This is a genomic window from Actinomycetota bacterium (genome assembly GCA_018333515.1).
Classification (GTDB): Bacteria; Actinomycetota; Aquicultoria; order Aquicultorales; family Aquicultoraceae; genus Aquicultor.
Window position 1 is genome coordinate 1 of record JAGXSZ010000039.1, and the last position, 16,119, is coordinate 16,119.

Annotated in this window: 14 protein-coding genes, 1 tRNA gene and 1 other annotated feature; all 15 genes read right to left on the reverse strand. The window is 55.7% G+C overall.

The annotated features are described in order from the left end of the window. Positions 1–606 (reverse strand): GTP-binding protein (locus KGZ93_10920; GenBank protein ID MBS3910112.1); only part of this gene is annotated, 606 nt, incomplete at its 3' end. A 133-nt stretch (positions 607–739) separates the two neighbouring features. After that, positions 740–2,839 carry an elongation factor G gene (gene fusA / locus KGZ93_10925; GenBank protein MBS3910113.1) on the reverse strand — a complete coding sequence of 700 codons (2,100 nt, stop codon included), beginning with the start codon at positions 2,837–2,839 and terminating at the stop codon, positions 740–742. Positions 2,840–2,993: 154 nt separating this feature from the next. After that, the gene (gene rpsG / locus KGZ93_10930; GenBank protein MBS3910114.1) at positions 2,994–3,464 is read right to left on the reverse strand and encodes a 30S ribosomal protein S7; all 471 of its coding nucleotides are present in this window, start codon (positions 3,462–3,464) and stop codon (positions 2,994–2,996) included. Positions 3,465–3,621: 157 nt separating this feature from the next. Continuing rightward, positions 3,622–3,993, reverse strand: a complete 372-nt coding sequence (gene rpsL / locus KGZ93_10935) for a 30S ribosomal protein S12 (protein ID MBS3910115.1) — start codon at positions 3,991–3,993, stop codon at positions 3,622–3,624. Between the two features lie 177 nt (positions 3,994–4,170). Continuing rightward, positions 4,171–8,127 (reverse strand): DNA-directed RNA polymerase subunit beta', encoded by a 3,957-nt coding sequence (locus KGZ93_10940; protein ID MBS3910116.1) that lies wholly within the window; start codon positions 8,125–8,127, stop codon positions 4,171–4,173. A gap of 60 nt (positions 8,128–8,187) precedes the next feature. Next, a complete protein-coding gene (rpoB, locus tag KGZ93_10945) occupies positions 8,188–11,658 on the reverse strand; it encodes a DNA-directed RNA polymerase subunit beta (GenBank protein MBS3910117.1) in 3,471 nt (1,156 codons plus the stop codon). Between the two features lie 184 nt (positions 11,659–11,842). Next, positions 11,843–12,211 carry a 50S ribosomal protein L7/L12 gene (rplL, locus tag KGZ93_10950; GenBank protein MBS3910118.1) on the reverse strand — a complete coding sequence of 123 codons (369 nt, stop codon included), beginning with the start codon at positions 12,209–12,211 and terminating at the stop codon, positions 11,843–11,845. A 163-nt stretch (positions 12,212–12,374) separates the two neighbouring features. Continuing rightward, positions 12,375–12,893, reverse strand: coding sequence for a 50S ribosomal protein L10 (locus KGZ93_10955; GenBank protein ID MBS3910119.1), 519 nt, complete (start codon positions 12,891–12,893; stop codon positions 12,375–12,377). A gap of 20 nt (positions 12,894–12,913) precedes the next feature. Next, positions 12,914–13,062, reverse strand: a sequence feature (ribosomal protein L10 leader region). 88 nt (positions 13,063–13,150) lie between these two features. After that, on the reverse strand, positions 13,151–13,870 hold the full coding sequence (gene rplA, locus KGZ93_10960; protein ID MBS3910120.1) for a 50S ribosomal protein L1: 720 nt from the start codon (positions 13,868–13,870) through the stop codon (positions 13,151–13,153). 143 nt (positions 13,871–14,013) lie between these two features. Continuing rightward, positions 14,014–14,439: a 50S ribosomal protein L11 gene (rplK, locus tag KGZ93_10965; GenBank protein ID MBS3910121.1), complete on the reverse strand. Its 426-nt coding sequence runs from the start codon at positions 14,437–14,439 to the stop codon at positions 14,014–14,016. A gap of 162 nt (positions 14,440–14,601) precedes the next feature. Further along, positions 14,602–15,126, reverse strand: coding sequence for a transcription termination/antitermination protein NusG (gene nusG / locus KGZ93_10970; GenBank protein ID MBS3910122.1), 525 nt, complete (start codon positions 15,124–15,126; stop codon positions 14,602–14,604). A 26-nt stretch (positions 15,127–15,152) separates the two neighbouring features. Continuing rightward, positions 15,153–15,368 (reverse strand): preprotein translocase subunit SecE, encoded by a 216-nt coding sequence (gene secE, locus KGZ93_10975; protein MBS3910123.1) that lies wholly within the window; start codon positions 15,366–15,368, stop codon positions 15,153–15,155. Positions 15,369–15,535: 167 nt separating this feature from the next. Continuing rightward, positions 15,536–15,610: transfer RNA gene (locus KGZ93_10980), tRNA-Trp, on the reverse strand. A 55-nt stretch (positions 15,611–15,665) separates the two neighbouring features. Beyond that, on the reverse strand, positions 15,666–15,815 hold the full coding sequence (gene rpmG, locus KGZ93_10985; GenBank protein MBS3910124.1) for a 50S ribosomal protein L33: 150 nt from the start codon (positions 15,813–15,815) through the stop codon (positions 15,666–15,668). 212 nt (positions 15,816–16,027) lie between these two features. Then, on the reverse strand, positions 16,028–16,119 hold a 92-nt coding region (locus tag KGZ93_10990; GenBank protein ID MBS3910125.1), incomplete at its 5' end, for a hypothetical protein.

Below are 16,119 nucleotides of genomic sequence, written 5' to 3' on the forward strand. Positions count from 1 at the left end.
GGTCGGCATGTAGGAGTCTACCGCTTCCATTAGTTTGATGATGTTTTCCGCTTCCGCCTCGTCGCCCTCGAGCGCTTTTAGCGCGGAGCCCGGCACTATCGGGATGTCGTCGCCCGGGAACTCGTACTCGTTTAGGAGGTCGCGCACTTCCATCTCGACGAGTTCCAGGAGTTCGGGGTCGTCCACCATGTCGACTTTGTTCAAAAAGACGACTATGTAGGGGACGCCGACTTGCCGCGCGAGAAGGATGTGCTCGCGGGTTTGGGGCATCGGCCCGTCGGCGGCCGAGACCACGAGGATGGCGCCGTCCATCTGGGCCGCGCCGGTGATCATGTTCTTTACGTAGTCGGCGTGGCCGGGGCAGTCTACGTGGGCGTAGTGGCGGTTGGCCGTCTCGTACTCCACGTGGGCGATGGCGATGGTGATGCCGCGCTCGCGCTCTTCCGGCGCGTTGTCGATCGAGTCGAAGGAACGAAATGTCGCTTGCCCCTTCTCCGCCAGTACTTTGGTAATGGCGGCGGTTAGCGTCGTCTTGCCGTGGTCGACGTGACCGATGGTCCCGATATTCATGTGTGGTTTGGTTCTTTCGAACTTAGCTTTGGCCATATAGTTTTCCTCCCTGTGAAATGTACTCCAGCCTATTTCTTCTCCGGCAATCTTGCCCTTGCATTCTATGGTCAAGTCCTGAATCGGTTCTTCCCGCCGCGTCTCCGCCGGCGCCCGATACCCGGACTCTCGTTTAGCTCCCCGCGGCCAGCGACCATTCGCCGCGAACCTTGCTTACAATCTCCTCTGAGATGCTTTGCGGAAGTTCCTGGTATTTCTTAAACTGCATAGTATACGTCGCGCGGCCTTGCGTCTTCGACCTCAAGTCGGTCGCGTAACCGAACATCTCCGCCAACGGCACGTCGGATTTTACGACCTGTGCGCTCGCGCGCGCCTCCATCCCTAAGATGTGCCCGCGACGTGAACTCAAATCCCCGATGACATCGCCCATATACTCTTCGGGCACTACCACCTCGACCGCCATGATAGGCTCGAGCAGCACCGGTGTCGCCTTCTTTATCGCGTCCTTGACGGCCATCGAGCCGGCTACCTTAAACGCCATCTCGGAAGAGTCGACGGTGTGATACGAACCGTCATGGAGCGTTATCTTGACGTCGACCACCGGGTAGCCCGCGAGAATGCCCGATGTCAAGGCCTCTTGGATACCCTTGTCGACCGCGGGAATATACTCTCTCGGCACCTTGCCGCCGACGACCGCGTCGACGAACTCGTACCCGATTTCCGGGACCGGCTCGATGTCGATGACGACGTGGCCGTACTGGCCGCGACCGCCGGTCTGGCGGACATAGCGCCCGTGAATATTCTTTGCCGGCATCTTTATGGTCTCGCGGTACGATACCTGCGGACGGCCGACATTCGCCTGCACCTTAAACTCGCGCATCAGCCTGTCGACGATTATCTCGAGATGAAGCTCGCCCATGCCGGATATGATGGTCTGGCCGGTTTCCTCATCGGTCTCGACTTTGAAAGTCGGGTCCTCTTCCGCGAGCTTTTGAAGCGCTGTGGAAAGTTTCTCCTGGTCGGCCTTGGTCTTCGGCTCGATAGCGACCGAAATGACCGGCTCTGGAAAGACCATCGACTCTAGCTGAATCGGCTTGGCCGCGTCACACAAGGTGTCACCGGTGGTGACCTTCTTGAGACCGACCGCCGCTACGATATCGCCCGTGCGAACGTCACTACGCTCTTCGCGGTGGTTCGCGTGCATCTGCAGGATTCGACCGATTCTCTCTTTCTGGCCGCTCGAGGTGTTAAGAACGGACTCGCCCGCTTTCAACACGCCCGAATATACCCTGAAAAAGGTGAGCTTCCCGACATACGGGTCGACCATGATCTTAAACGCCAGCGCCGCAAACGGCTCGTCGTCTGACGCGGTGCGCGTTACGACCTCTTCCGTTCCCGGCTTAACGCCGGAGACCGGCGGGACGTCGAGCGGCGACGGCAGATACATGTTGACCGCATCCAGGAGCGGCTGGACACCCTTGTTCTTAAACGAAGACCCGCACAATACCGGGGTGAGCGCAACCTCAAGCGTCGCTTTTCTGATTGCCTCGATTATCTCTTCCGACGAAAGTTCTTCGCCCTCGAGATACTTCTCAAGCAATGCTTCGTCCTGCTCGGCGGCGGCCTCGATAAGGAGCGTCCGGTACTCTTCGGCTTTGTCCGCTATCTCCGCTGGGATCTCGGTCTGCTCGAAGGTCGTGCCGAGGTCGTCGGTGTAGATAATCGCCTTCATGCCGACGAGGTCTATGATTCCGGTATAATCTTCTTCGGCGCCTATCGGCAGCTGTATCGCGACAGGATTCGCGCCGAGACGTTTCTTCATCATCGCCATTGCGTTATAAAAATCCGCGCCGGTTCGATCCATCTTGTTGATAAACGCCAACCGCGGGACACGGTACTTATCGGCTTGACGCCAAACCGTCTCCGACTGCGGCTCAACGCCGCCTACGGCGCAAAAGACCGCCACCGCGCCGTCTAGTACTCTTAGCGAGCGTTCGACCTCTACGGTGAAGTCCACGTGCCCTGGCGTATCTATAATATTTATTCGATGGTCGTCCCAGTGACATGTCGTCGCGGCCGACGTGATGGTAATGCCGCGCTCCTGCTCCTGGACCATCCAATCCATGATGGCGGTTCCCTCATGAACCTCGCCGAGCTTATGCGTGCGCCCGGCATAATACAGGATGCGCTCGGTCGTCGTCGTCTTGCCGGCGTCGATGTGAGCCATAATTCCTATATTTCGTATTTTATCTAGTGGAAATCTCGTTGTCATAAACTACTAAACCCTTCCTATTGTCCGCCGCCACAATCTCAGTGAGCCGAAGCCCCGGCAGCCGGAACAAAACTAACTCTTTGCGCTTACTCCTTTGCATCCCCGCGCTGAAGACCCGGCTTAAGACCCGGTCTTCGCGCTCGCGTTGCGAGTATTACCAGCGGTAGTGCGCGAACGCGCGGTTCGATTCAGCCATCTTGTGGATGTCTTCCTTCTTCTTCATCGATGCGCCGGTGCTGTTTGCGGCATCCATGATCTCTCCGGCGAGCCTCTCCGCCATTCTCTTCTCTTTGCGAGAGCGAGAAAACGAAGTCAACCAGCGCAATGCGAGCGTCGTCGCCCTCGCTCCGGGCACCTCGACCGGAACCTGGTAGGTTGCGCCGCCGACCCTGCGCGGGCGTACCTCAAGAACGGGCCTTATGTTATCCATCGCCTTGCGGTAAACCGTTAGCGGCTCCGTACCCGTCTTGTCGCGGATAATATCGAAGCTCTCATAGACGATTTGCTCGGCCACGCCCTTCTTGCCCTTCTTTAAAATCGAGTTCGTGAGCTGAGCGACAAGCTTATTGTTATAGACAGGATCGGGAACTATCTCCCTCTTTGTCGCTGGTCCTTTCCTTGGCATCTCTTCCTCCAATAATTTCTTACATCACAGCAGCCGTTCTTTCACCGGCTACGCACTTCCGCTCTTGGTCGCAGCCCACCGGCAATATCCGCCAACCCGTGACGTCGACAATCGTTCTTTCCACCATTCGACCGGCGGTATTTTGCTTTCGGTTCGCCTACTTCGGTGCTTTAGCGCCGTATTTTGAACGGGCTTGCTTACGATCGGACACACCGGATGCGTCGAGCGCCGCCCTGATGACCTTATATCTAACACCAGGTAGGTCTTTGACACGACCGCCGCGAACGAGCACAATCGAGTGCTCCTGAAGATTATGACCGATTCCCGGAATGTAGGCGGTGACCTCCATACCGTTGGTCAAGCGCACCCTCGCGACTTTTCGCAGCGCCGAGTTGGGCTTTTTCGGCGTTGTGGTATAGACGCGGGTGCAAACACCCCTTCTCTGCGGCGCGCCTTGCAGCGCCGGCGTTGCCGTCTTTGCGGGCTTCGCTGTTCTGCCATTCTTGACAAGTTGGCTAATTGTCGGCAACGGTTTCACTCCTTCTTAAAATCTTACATCGTTAACTACATGGTCAAGACGGTACGGGACCGTATTACGGCGTCCGTCAAAGATTCTTTTTCAACAGGCCGCACGGCCTTTAAGGCCGTGCGGATGTGAATAAAATCAAATTATCTTGAAGATAATGTGTCACAGCAGATAAATATATCAGTCTTCTTCATCGATGTCAACATCCGCGGTCACAAAAGACTCGGGCTCATACTCCGGGGCTTTCGCCGCTCCGTCAGAGACGACTGCTCTAGAGAGCGAAGCCGTCGCTTCTATCAGGCTTTCGGCGTCGTCACCCAGGAATATTCCGCCGTCCTCGCCGAAACCATAGGTCTCCCCGGCCTCCACGTAAGGTTCATCGTCATCGCCGAGAGTCTTTATAATAATCGAACGGTATCTGCTCATACCCGTCGCCGCCGGGATAAGCTTACCAATGATAACATTCTCCTTCAATCCGAGCAACGGGTCGCTCTTTCCGGCAATCGCCGCGTCCGTGAGCACCCTCGTCGTCTCCTGGAACGATGCCGCCGAAAGGAAGCTGTCGGTCGCAAGCGACGCTTTTGTGATACCGAGCAGAGTCTGTCGCGCGGTAGCGGGGTCGCCGCCCTCGGCTACCATGCGGGCATTCTCTTCTTCGAAGTGCTTCCTGTCTACAAGCTGGCCGGGGAGCATGTCGGTATCGCCCGGCTCACTTATGGTCACTTTTCGCATCATCTGTCTGGCGATCAACTCGACGTGCTTGTCGTTGATGTCGACACCCTGGCTCGTATAGACCTCTTGAACCTCTTTTACGAGGTAAATCTCGACTGCTTGCTTTCCTCTGACCCGCAGAATATCATGCGGGTTGAGCGACCCTTCGGTAAGCTGGTCGCCCGCCTGGACCTTGTCCCCGTTGGCTATTTTCAACCGCGTGCGCCTCGATACCTGATACGCGCGCTCTTTGCCTTCTCCGGCGTGTATGATTATTTTTCTAAGCTTGTCCGTCTCTTTTATCTCGACGATTCCGGTGACTTCGGCGATTTGCGCCTCGCCCTTGGGCTTGCGCGCCTCGAACAACTCGACGATACGCGGGAGGCCGTGCGTTATGTCCTCGCCGGCGACACCGCCCGTGTGGAAGGTACGCATCGTCAGCTGGGTACCCGGCTCGCCGATGGACTGCGCGGCGATGATGCCGACCGCTTCGCCGATATCGACCATGCGTCCGTTCGCCAGGCTCCAACCGTAACACTGGCGGCAGACGCCGTACTCGGCCTCGCAAGTCAGTACCGAACGAGCCGTGATTTGGCTGACGCCGGTCTCTACCAGACGCGCGATATCCCGGTCGGATACCTCGGAGCCCCGAGCCAACACGACCTCTTTGGTCTTCGGATTGACGGCTGTCTCCAGAGTCACCCTGCCGATGAGAGCGTTCTTGTTCGGCTCGCCTTCGAAATCGAGCACGCTTACCGGTATCCCGGTCTCAGTTCCGCAGTCGAACTCACGGATGATAACATCCTGTGATACGTCTACCAAACGCCTGGTTAGGTAGCCCGAGTCGGCAGTTCTGAGCGCCGTGTCGGCCAGGCCTTTTCGCGCTCCGTGCGTAGAGATAAAGTACTCCAAAACGGAGAGGCCTTCGCGGAAGTTCGCTTTGATCGGGCGGTCGATAATATCGCCCTTCGGGTTGGCGACGAGTCCTCGCATACCGGCCAACTGCCTGAGCTGCTTGAGGTTGCCCCTCGCGCCCGAGTTGGCCATCATATAAATCGGGTTGAACTTATCGAAGTTCTTCTCCATAGCTTCCGATACGTCTTCGGTGGCTTTCGTCCAAACCTCGACGACTCGCTGCTGTCGCTCCTCTTTGGTGATCAACCCGCGCTTGAATTGTTTCTCTATCCTATCGACAGCCTCTTCCGGCTCGTTGAGAATCTCCCATTTGTTCTCCGGTATCTGGACGTCGCCGATGGCGATAGTGATACCCGCGCGGGTGGCATAATAGAAACCGAGTTCCTTGATTTTGTCGAGGATATCGGGGACTTCGCCCGCCGCGCGCTCCGCGGCTAATCTCTCGACTATCCTTGCCATCTCCTTCTTCCCGACTTCGTAGTTGATATACTCGAAGTCGTCCGGTAGCGCCCGGTTGAAGATTATGCGCCCGACTGTAGTCTCAAGCCTGCTCCGCTCGTTCTTCGCGTTCTTCGCGTTCTTCGCGCTCTTCGCGCGCAGCTCGATCATCGACTGGAGGTCGACCTCGCCGGCTTCGTATGCCAATATCGCCTCTTCCGCGCTGCCTAAGATTTTCCCCGCGCCCAGCCTTCCTTCACGGTGCGCCGTCAAATAATAGACGCCGAGGACCATGTCCTGCGTCGGAGTGACCAGCGGGCGCCCGTTCGCCGGCGACAGCAAGTTATTAGCCGAAAGCATGAGAATTCTCGCTTCGGCCTGTGCCTCTGACGACAGGGGCAGGTGAACCGCCATCTGGTCGCCGTCAAAGTCGGCGTTGAAAGCCGCGCAGACCAAGGGGTGAATCTGGATGGCCTTGCCCTCGACAAGAATCGGCTCGAACGCCTGAATTCCCAGGCGGTGAAGGGTAGGTGCCCGGTTAAGCATTACCGGGTGCTCCCTAATGACCTCTTCGAGCACATCCCAAACCAGGGCTTTTGCCCTCTCCACCATCCGCTTCGCGCTCTTTATGTTCTGTGCGTGCCCCTCGTCGACGAGCCTCTTCATAACAAACGGCTTGAAGAGTTCGAGCGCCATTACTTTAGGCAACCCGCACTGGTGCAATTTTAATTCCGGGCCGATGACAATGACCGAACGTCCCGAATAATCGACCCTCTTACCGAGGAGATTCTGGCGGAAACGACCTTGCTTGCCCTTAAGCATATCGCTTAAGGACTTTAGCGGACGGTTTCCCGGCCCGGTGACCGGCCTGCCGCGGCGCCCGTTATCAAAGAGCGCGTCGACCGCTTCCTGGAGCATCCTCTTTTCGTTGTTTACGATGATCTCGGGTGCGCCGAGGTCGAGAAGCCTCTTCAGGCGATTGTTCCGGTTTATGACCCTACGGTAGAGGTCGTTCAAGTCCGAGGTCGCGAAACGACCGCCGTCGAGCTGGACCATCGGCCTCAAATCCGGCGGGATGACCGGTATGGCCTCGAGTATCATCCACTCCGGTTTATTACCTGAGCGCCTGAACGCCGATGCGACCTTTAACCGCTTGACCGCACGACTCTTCTTCTGACCGGTAGCGGTCTTTATCGTCTCGCGAAGCTCCATCGTCTCATCGGGAAGCTCTATAGCCGCCAGGAGTTCCTTTATCGATTCGGCTCCCATGCCGCCGCTGAAGAAGTCGCCGTAGCGGACTTTGAGTTCGCGGTAGAGTTGCTCATCGGGTATGAGCTGCTGCGGAGCGAGCGACTCGAATGCCGCGTACACACGGTTGAGCCATTCGACCCGTTTGCTCCCGTCGATACTCACCTCTTTGGTGAGCTTTTTAGCTTCAGCGTCTATCTTCTTTATCGCGGTCTTCGATGACCCGCTCGCGACTTCGACCTCTTCGCCCTCCGCGGGCTCAATCTCGCCGAGCGCTATTTTGATCTTCCGGTCCCTATCGGCCTCGATCTCTTCGAGCCGCTCTTCGGTCTCTTTGTTTATTTCGGCTATCTCTTCTTCGAGTTCCGCCTTGAGCGCGGCTATCTCTTTCTCGCGCTCTTCCTCTTTGACGTCGATGATGATATACGACGCGAAATACAAGACCTTCTCCAAGTCTTTAGGCGAGATGTCGAGAAGGTATCCCATCCGTGACGGGACGCCCTTGAAGTACCAGATATGAGAGACGGGCGCGGCCAGCTCGATGTGACCCATGCGCTCACGCCGCACCTTGGAGCGCGTGACCTCGACGCCGCATCGCTCGCAGATAATGCCCTTAAACCTGACTCGCTTGTACTTACCGCAGTAGCACTCCCAGTCCTTGGTCGGCCCGAATATCTTCTCACAGAAAAGACCGTCTTTTTCCGGTTTGAGTGTGCGGTAATTTATGGTCTCCGGCTTCTTTACCTCACCATTAGACCAAGCCCGGACCTGCTCCGGCGATGTGAGTCCAATCTTCAAGGCGTCAAAATTGTTTATGTCTAGCAAAGAGTCAACCCCCTACGAAATCTGATTAAAGGCGCTTCACAAATACCTTTAATCACCGGTTTATTCTTCGAATACTTCTGGCAAGTCATCTGAAGCGTCGTCTGAAAATTCGTCCGCGGACTCCTCTTCCGCCTCTTCCCCTACTTCGTGCACTATCTCCTCTTCCGAAATCTCGACCTTGTCGTCGTCGGTTCCTTCGTCCGGCTCCTCGGCAAATTCCCCGGTCTCCCGCGCCGACCTTGTCGTCTCTCCGCGCAGGTCGATACCGAGTTCCTCGGCGGTCTTGAAGATATCGTCCTCGGCCTCCTTCAGCTGAATTTCCTCGCCGAGTTCGGAGAGGACCTCGACATTAAGGCAGAGGCTCTGCATCTCTTTTATGAGAACCTTGAACGATTCGGGTATGCCCGACTCCGGTATGTTCTCACCTTTGACAATCGCCTCATACGCTTTTACGCGGCCTACAACGTCGTCAGATTTGACGGTCAAGAGTTCTTGGAGCGTGTACGCGGCCCCGTAAGCTTCGAGCGCCCATACCTCCATCTCGCCGAACCTCTGACCGCCGAACTGAGCCTTGCCGCCGAGCGGCTGCTGCGTGACGAGCGAGTACGGGCCCGTAGACCTTGCGTGTATCTTATCGTCGACCAAGTGGAGCAGTTTTAAGATGTAGATGTAGCCGACGGTAATCGGCTCCCTGTACATCTCCCCCGTCCTGCCGTCGAATAGGTTTGTTTTACCGGTTCCCGGAAGCCCGGCCTCTATCAGGGCCTCGCGGACCTCGGCCTCCGACGCGCCGTCGAATACCGGCGTCGCGATAAACCGGGTCTCTTTGGCTTTCTTGCCGGCGGTGGACCAGCCGTGTTTGGCCGCCCAACCGAGATGCGTCTCCAAGACCTGGCCAATATTCATACGTGAGGGCACGCCCAACGGGTTCAAGATAATATCTATCGGTGTGCCGTCCTCCAAAAACGGCATGTCTTCTTCGGGTAATATCTTCGAAATAACGCCCTTGTTGCCGTGACGACCCGCGAGCTTATCCCCCTCCGATATCTTTCTCTTCTGCGCCACGTAGACGCGTACCAGCTGGTTGACGCCGGGTGCGAGTTCGTCGCCGGCATCGCGCATAAAGACTTTTACGTCGATGACGGTGCCGCTCTCGCCGTGTGGAACTTTAAGCGACGTATCGCGCACCTCGCGCGCTTTCTCGCCGAAGATCGCCCGCAGAAGCCGCTCTTCCGCGGTAAGCTCGGTCTCGCCTTTCGGTGTCACCTTGCCGACCAACACGTCACCCGGGTTTACCTCGGCGCCGACACGGATAATCCCGCGGTCGTCGAGGTCTTTGAGTATTTCCTCACCGACATTGGGGATATCGCGGGTGATCTCTTCGGGTCCGAGCTTCGTGTCGCGCGCGTCGACTTCGTGCTCTTCTATATGTATCGAGGTGAGCATCTCCTCTTTGACGACACGCTCACTCAAGATAATCGCGTCTTCGTAGTTGTATCCTTCCCATGGCATAAAAGCGACGAGAAGGTTTCTGCCAAGCGCTAGTTCGCCCATGTCGGTAGAGGGGCCATCCGCGAGCACTTGGCCTTTTTTGACCCTTTGCCCATCTTCGACGATGGGTTTCTGGTTGATGCAAGTGCCCTGGTTCGACCGGCGAAACTTCGCCAACTTGTATGTCTTGATGCCGCCTTCTTTGCGCGTGACTCGTATCTCGTCGGCCGAGACATAGGTGATCACGCCATCGGAGTCGGCGACGATGACCTCACCCGTATCTTTTACCGCGCGATGCTCGACGCCGGTTCCGACGAGCGGGGCTTCCGTTAGCAGAAGCGGAACCGCTTGGCGCTGCATGTTCGAGCCCATGAGTGCCCGGTTAGCATCGTCGTGCTCAAGAAACGGGATAAGCGCCGTAGCGACGGAGACCGTCTGCTTCGGCGACACGTCCATGTAGTCGATTTTGTCCGGGGTCACCGTGCCTACCGCTTCGCGGGCGCGGACCAAGACTTTTTCCTGCAAGAACTCGTTCGTTTTCGGATCGAGTTCCGCGTTGGCCTGGGCGATGACATACTTATCCTCGTCATCCGCCGTTAGGTAATCTATCTTATCGGTTACTTTGCCCTCTTCGACTTTGCGATACGGGGTCTCTATAAAACCGTAAGGGTTTACTTTCGCAAAAGAAGCCATCGAGCCTATCAGGCCGATGTTCGGACCCTCGGGTGTCTCGATGGGGCACATCCGTCCGTAGTGCGACGTGTGGACATCCCGCACCTCGAAACCGGCGCGCTCACGCGACAAACCGCCGGGGCCGAGCGCGCTCAAACGGCGCTTGTGCGTCAGTCCGGCAAGGGGGTTCGTCTGGTCCATAAACTGCGAGAGCTGGCTGCTCCCGAAGAACTCTTTGATGGACGCGACGATAGGACGGATGTTTATCAGCGTCCTCGGTGTCATCGTCTCGATGTCGAGTGTTGTCATACGCTCGCGGACCACGCGCTCCATCCTCGCGAGGCCGATCCTGAACTGGTTCTGAATCAGCTCGCCGACGGTGCGCACGCGCCTGTTTCCAAAATGGTCGATATCGTCGACGTCGACAAAAGCGAAACGGTTCGCATAAATCTCCGGGTCCATCAATGCCACAAGATATTGGAGCGTCGCCAAGATATCTTCGCGCGTCAATACCGAGGTGTCCATCGGTGTCGCCATCTCGAGCTTCTTGTTTAATTTATAGCGGCCGACCTTGGCTAGGTCATAGCGCTGCTGGTTGAAGAAGAGGTTCTCGATGAGCGCGCGCGCGCTCTCGACCGCCGGCGGCTCACCCGGGCGCAAGCGTTTGTATATCTCGATGAGCGCTTCCTCGCGGCTCTCTGTGAAGTCCTTCTCCAGGGTCAACCTGATGGGATCGGCATTGTTGAAAAGCTTTAGAATCTCATCGTTCATCCCGAAGCCGAGTGCTTTTAGAAGAATCGTCGCGGGCTGGCGACGCTTGCGGTCGACGCGAACGCTTATGATGTCGCGCTTGTCGGTCTCGAACTCAAGCCACGCGCCGCGGCTCGGGATTATTTTTCCAAAATTAAGGACCTTGTCGGATGCCTTATCCATCTCGCGGTTATAGTAGACGCCCGGAGAGCGCACGAGCTGGCTGACGACAACGCGCTCGGTCCCGTTGATGACAAAGGTGCCCCGGTTGGTCATGACGGGAAAGTCTCCCATGTAGACTTCTTCTTCCTTTATCTCGCCGGTTTGTTTATTGACTAAGCTGGCGGTCACGTCTAGACGCGCCGCGTACGTCATATCCCTCTCTTTGCACTCTTCGACGCTATGTTCCGGTTCACCAAACCTGTATGAACCTAATTCGATTGAAAGGTTACCTGTAAAATCCTGAATCGGAGAGATATCCTTAAATGCCTCACCCAGCCCCTCCCTGGCAAACCAATCGAAAGAATCCACCTGCACGGCAATAAGATTCGGCAGCTCAAGGATGTCGGGTGTCTTGCCGAAACTCCGCCTGTTTCTCAAACCTAGAACATTTCGCAAGGGATAAGATCACTCCTTAAATGATAATGGGGAACATGTAAACGCAAAACCACAGCATAGCAAAACTTCTATGCTGTGTCAACATTAATTGAGGCCTGACTCTAAAAATGGTCAGTGGGTGAGAGTTCGCTTTCTCTCACCCACATCAGAATACACCTATATGTTTAAAATCTCAAGCCCGAAATTACTTGATTTCGACGACCGCTCCGGCTTCCTCGAGCTGAGCTTTGAGCTTGTCGGCTTCTTCTTTTGTTACGCCCTCTTTGACTGCGTTCGGCGCTCCGTCGACCAGCTCTTTCGCCTCTTTCAGGCCGAGAGCCGTGATTGCCCTGACTTCTTTGATGACCTGAATCTTCTTGTCGCCCGCGCTCGAGAGAATGACATCGAAAGCGGTCTGCTCTTCCTCTACCGCCGCTACGGCGCCGGGGGCTGCCGCTACGGCTACCGGCGCGGCGGCGGTAACACCAAAGGTCTCCTCGATAGCCTTGACCAAGTCGCTAAGTTCAAGTACGGTCATCGACTTTATAGCTTCGAGCATATCTTCATTCGAAATTTTCTTGTCTGCCATTTCTTACGTCACCTTCCTAAAATCAATACTCTTAGTTTACAGATCATGGAGGACCGCATCCGCGGCCTTCCTCGAGAACAAAGGTTGTCGCGAGCGCCCCTCCAAAGGGAAACACCGGCGACGGCCGCGCCGAACGGGCGCGGAACGGTTACGCGCTTTTCTGTTGCGCAACTTGATCGAGCGCAACCGCCAGGCCGCGTGTGATTGCATTGAGGCTGCCGGCCAAGGCGTAAAGCGGACTTTGCAGGCCGCCCATGAACATGGCGATAAGCGTATCTCTGGACGGTAACTCAGCCAGGACTTTAACTCTATCCGGGCCGATTACCGCGCCCTCGACTACCGCGCCTTTCAACTCAAGAATCTTCGACTTCTTGGCGAAATCGACGAGCGTCTTGGCCGGCGCTACCGGGTCGTCGAAGCTGAGCGCCATCGCCGTCGGTCCGATAAGGAACGGCTCAAGCTCGGTAAGCTCGAGTTCGCGCACCGCGATTCTCGCGAGCGTGTTCTTGTAGATCTTGTACTCCACCGATTGCTGCCGCAAGCTCTTGCGCAACTCCGATATCTGCTCGAAGTCGAGGCCGCGGTAATCGGTGAGGATAACGGACTTCGCGCTCCGCAGTTTCTCTTTTATCTCCCGCACAACGGCTTCTTTTTCAGGTCGTGCCATATAAACCCCCTTTCCTATCTCTTAGAAATTAAAAAGCCTCCGGCTTAAGACAGCGGAAGGCGTAGATACCAATGCCTTGACAGGCACTAAAAGTCTTGCGCTTCACCTCGGCGGGCATTCGATTAAGCCATGGGGCACCCGCTGTCTTAGGCGTACGACTATTCGATTACAACTGTTCATATATAGCAAATTACGGTGCCGCGCGTCAAGTGCTCGGTCCATGTTTTGCGCTTTACCCGTCCGATGGGCGCTCGCGACTACGCAGTCGTCACTTCTTCTTCCATCAGGTCGCGAGTCTTCATCGTATCGACCTTGATGCCCGGCGTCATAGTACCGGCAAAGGTGATGCTCTTGATATACTTCCCTTTCGCCGCGGCCGGTTTGGCCCTTACTATCTCCTCAAGCAATGCTTGATAGTTTTCGATTAGCTGTTCCACCCCGAACGAGGCTTTTCCGATTACCGAGTGGACGATGCCGAACTTGTCGACCCTGTACTCTACCTTGCCGGCCTTGACGTCCTTAACCGCTTTTGCGACATCGAAGGTGACCGTGCCGGCTTTCGGGTTCGGCATCAAGCCTCGGGGACCTAGAAGCTTACCGAGCTTGCCGACGGCCGACATCATATCCGGTGTGGCAATCGCTACATCAAACTCGAACCAGCCTTTTTCGACCTTCTCGGCGAGGTCTTGCGCGCCGACGACATCCGCGCCTGCGGCTTCGGCCTCTCTTGCCTTCTCGCCCTGGGCGAAGACGGCGACACGAACGGTCCTACCGGTTCCGTGCGGCAACCCTACGGTGCCTCGCACCTGCTGGTCGGCTTTTCTCGGGTCGACGCCGAGCCTGATATGAGTCTCGACCGTCTGGTCGAACTTGGTGTCGACGAGTTCCCGGAGCAACCTGACGGCCTCTAGCGGAGAGTAAATCCGGTCTTGCTCGATTTTGGCCACTGCTGCGTTGTACTTCTTGCTTCTCTTCATCTAAATTCCTCCTTGTGGTAATGACGGCCTTTACGGCCTCCCACGCCCAATCCGACTATCTAATCAATCAACCTATTGAGTAAGTCACCCGAAAATCGAGATTCGACCCATATTCCCGTTTTCTAATTTCGCGAAATGACCGGCTACCCGGCTACTTCTATGCCCATGCTCCGGGCGGTTCCCGCGATTATCTTCATCGCCGCGTCCACGTCGTTCGCGTTAAGGTCTTGCATCTTGGTCTCCGCGATTTGGCGAACCTGGTCTTGGGACAATTTGGCGACCTTGACCTTGTGCGGCTCGGCGGAACCCTTATCGACACCGGCGGCCTGCTTTATCAAAAACGACGCAGGCGGCGTCTTCGTTATAAAGGTGAACGAACGGTCTTCGAAGACCGTGATCTCGACCGGGATTATCTGCCCGGGCTTGTCCGCGGTCTGCGCGTTGAACGCTTTGCAGAACTCCATAATATTTACGCCGTGCTGTCCTAGCGCCGGACCTACCGGTGGAGCCGGATTGGCCTGACCCGCGGGAATCTGCAGTTTGACCTTGGCGAGCATCTTCTTAGCCACTTGGATACTTCCTTTCCTTTAACTTAATTCATACATGCATCAAAACTCGTGTATGCATGGACAACCGATTCATACAAATAAAAGCGCAGGAAACCGGATTCCCGCTCTTGTGTATCGACTACCCTACGGCGGTGTCTCACGGACGATAGCAAGCCGCTTTCGTTATAGCTTGGACACCTGGTCGAAGGTGAGTTCGGCCGGAGTCTCCCGCCCGAAGATAGTGACCATTACCTTGACCTTGTTCTGGTCGATGTTTACCTCTGCTATCGTTCCTGTAAAATCGGCCAGCGGGCCGGCTATGACTTTGACCGTCTCTCCCTCTTCGAACTCGACTTTCGGCTTCGGTTTCTCGTAAGCCGGTTTCTGCAATATCTTGCCGACCTCTTGCTCGGAGAGCGGCGTCGGTCGCGCGCTCGACCCTACAAAACCCGTAACTCCGGGGGTGTTTCTGACGACATACCAAGAATCATCGTTGAGGTCCATCTGGACCATGATATAGCCCGGGAAAACCTTGCGCTCTGTAATGACCTTCTTGCCGTTCTTTATCTCGACAATCTCCTCGGTCGGGATTACCACCTCGAAGATCTTCTCCTCCATTTCCATGGAGGTGATCCTGTTCTCGAGGTTAGCCCTCACTTTATTCTCATACCCGGAATACGTATGAATTACGTACCATTGCTTCGCCATATTATCTAGGGCTCCTACCCTGCTCCCTACGCCGATATAAGTTTGATTAGATTTACAAAGACCACGTCGATCAAGCCGACAAAGACGGCGAAGAAAGCCATCGCCGACAACACGACCACCGTCGATGCGGCGATTTCTTCTCTTCCGGGCCAAATCACTTTCCCGAGTTCAAATCTGACATCCTTGAAAAACTTTTTTGCCGAACCCGAGCCTTTGGCTTTTACAGGCTTCTTCTCCGCCATAGATACCTTCCTATTCTCAATCTATATGTAGTTGAAACTTAATACTTTATCAAAATCTCAAAATCGCAAATGCTTACGTCAAAAGCGTAAGAGCGCCCTAAGAGATACGCTATACGACCAGTGACACCAGTCTGGTCGTTATGCCTTAAGGTCTTACCTCTTCTCGGCAGGGCTGGAGGGATTCGAACCCCCATCACCCGGTTTTGGAGACCGGTGCTCTAACCGATTGGAGCTACAGCCCTATGGGCGACTATATATAAAAATCAAATACAGCCGTCGCTTCAATGACAAGTATAATTAGCGCGTTTCTTTATGTAAAGTATGCGAGCCGCACCACTTGCAGAACTTCTTCATCTCCATGCGATCGGGCATCTTTCTTTTGTTCTTATCCGTCGTGTAGTTCCTGCGCTTGCACTCCGTACACGCGAGAATTACTAAGTCCCGCATAGTTCCTCCTGAATATCGATGTTTGACGCTTATTCTCCGCGAAAAAACAAATGGTAGTGTATCGTTTATCGTGACCAATGTCAATGGCTCGGGTTTGCCGTAAGCTGACAATGCACAGTTCACGGCGACCGCTCTATGTATGAACCAAGAAGGAGCGGTTCTTCAAAAACCGCTCCTTTGAATACGGTATATGTCTAACTTGACCCTCCAACCTACTTCGTAATAGCGGTTATCTTGCCGGCGCCGACGGTGCGGCCGCCCTCGCGAATGGCGAAGCGCAAGCCGTCTTCCATGGCGATGGGGG

Excerpts from the sequence above, each read along its gene's own strand:
- rpmG (MBS3910124.1), bottom strand. The coding sequence starts at position 15,815 with ATGCGGGACTTAGTAATTCTCGCGTGTACGGAGTGCAAGCGCAGGAAC.
- fusA (MBS3910113.1), bottom strand. The coding sequence starts at position 2,839 with ATGACAACGAGATTTCCACTAGATAAAATACGAAATATAGGAATTATG.
- rplA (MBS3910120.1), bottom strand. The coding sequence starts at position 13,870 with ATGAAGAGAAGCAAGAAGTACAACGCAGCAGTGGCCAAAATCGAGCAA.
- secE (MBS3910123.1), bottom strand. The coding sequence starts at position 15,368 with ATGGCGGAGAAGAAGCCTGTAAAAGCCAAAGGCTCGGGTTCGGCAAAA.
- nusG (MBS3910122.1), bottom strand. The coding sequence starts at position 15,126 with ATGGCGAAGCAATGGTACGTAATTCATACGTATTCCGGGTATGAGAAT.
- rpsG (MBS3910114.1), bottom strand. The coding sequence starts at position 3,464 with ATGCCAAGGAAAGGACCAGCGACAAAGAGGGAGATAGTTCCCGATCCT.
- KGZ93_10955 (MBS3910119.1), bottom strand. The coding sequence starts at position 12,893 with ATGGCACGACCTGAAAAAGAAGCCGTTGTGCGGGAGATAAAAGAGAAA.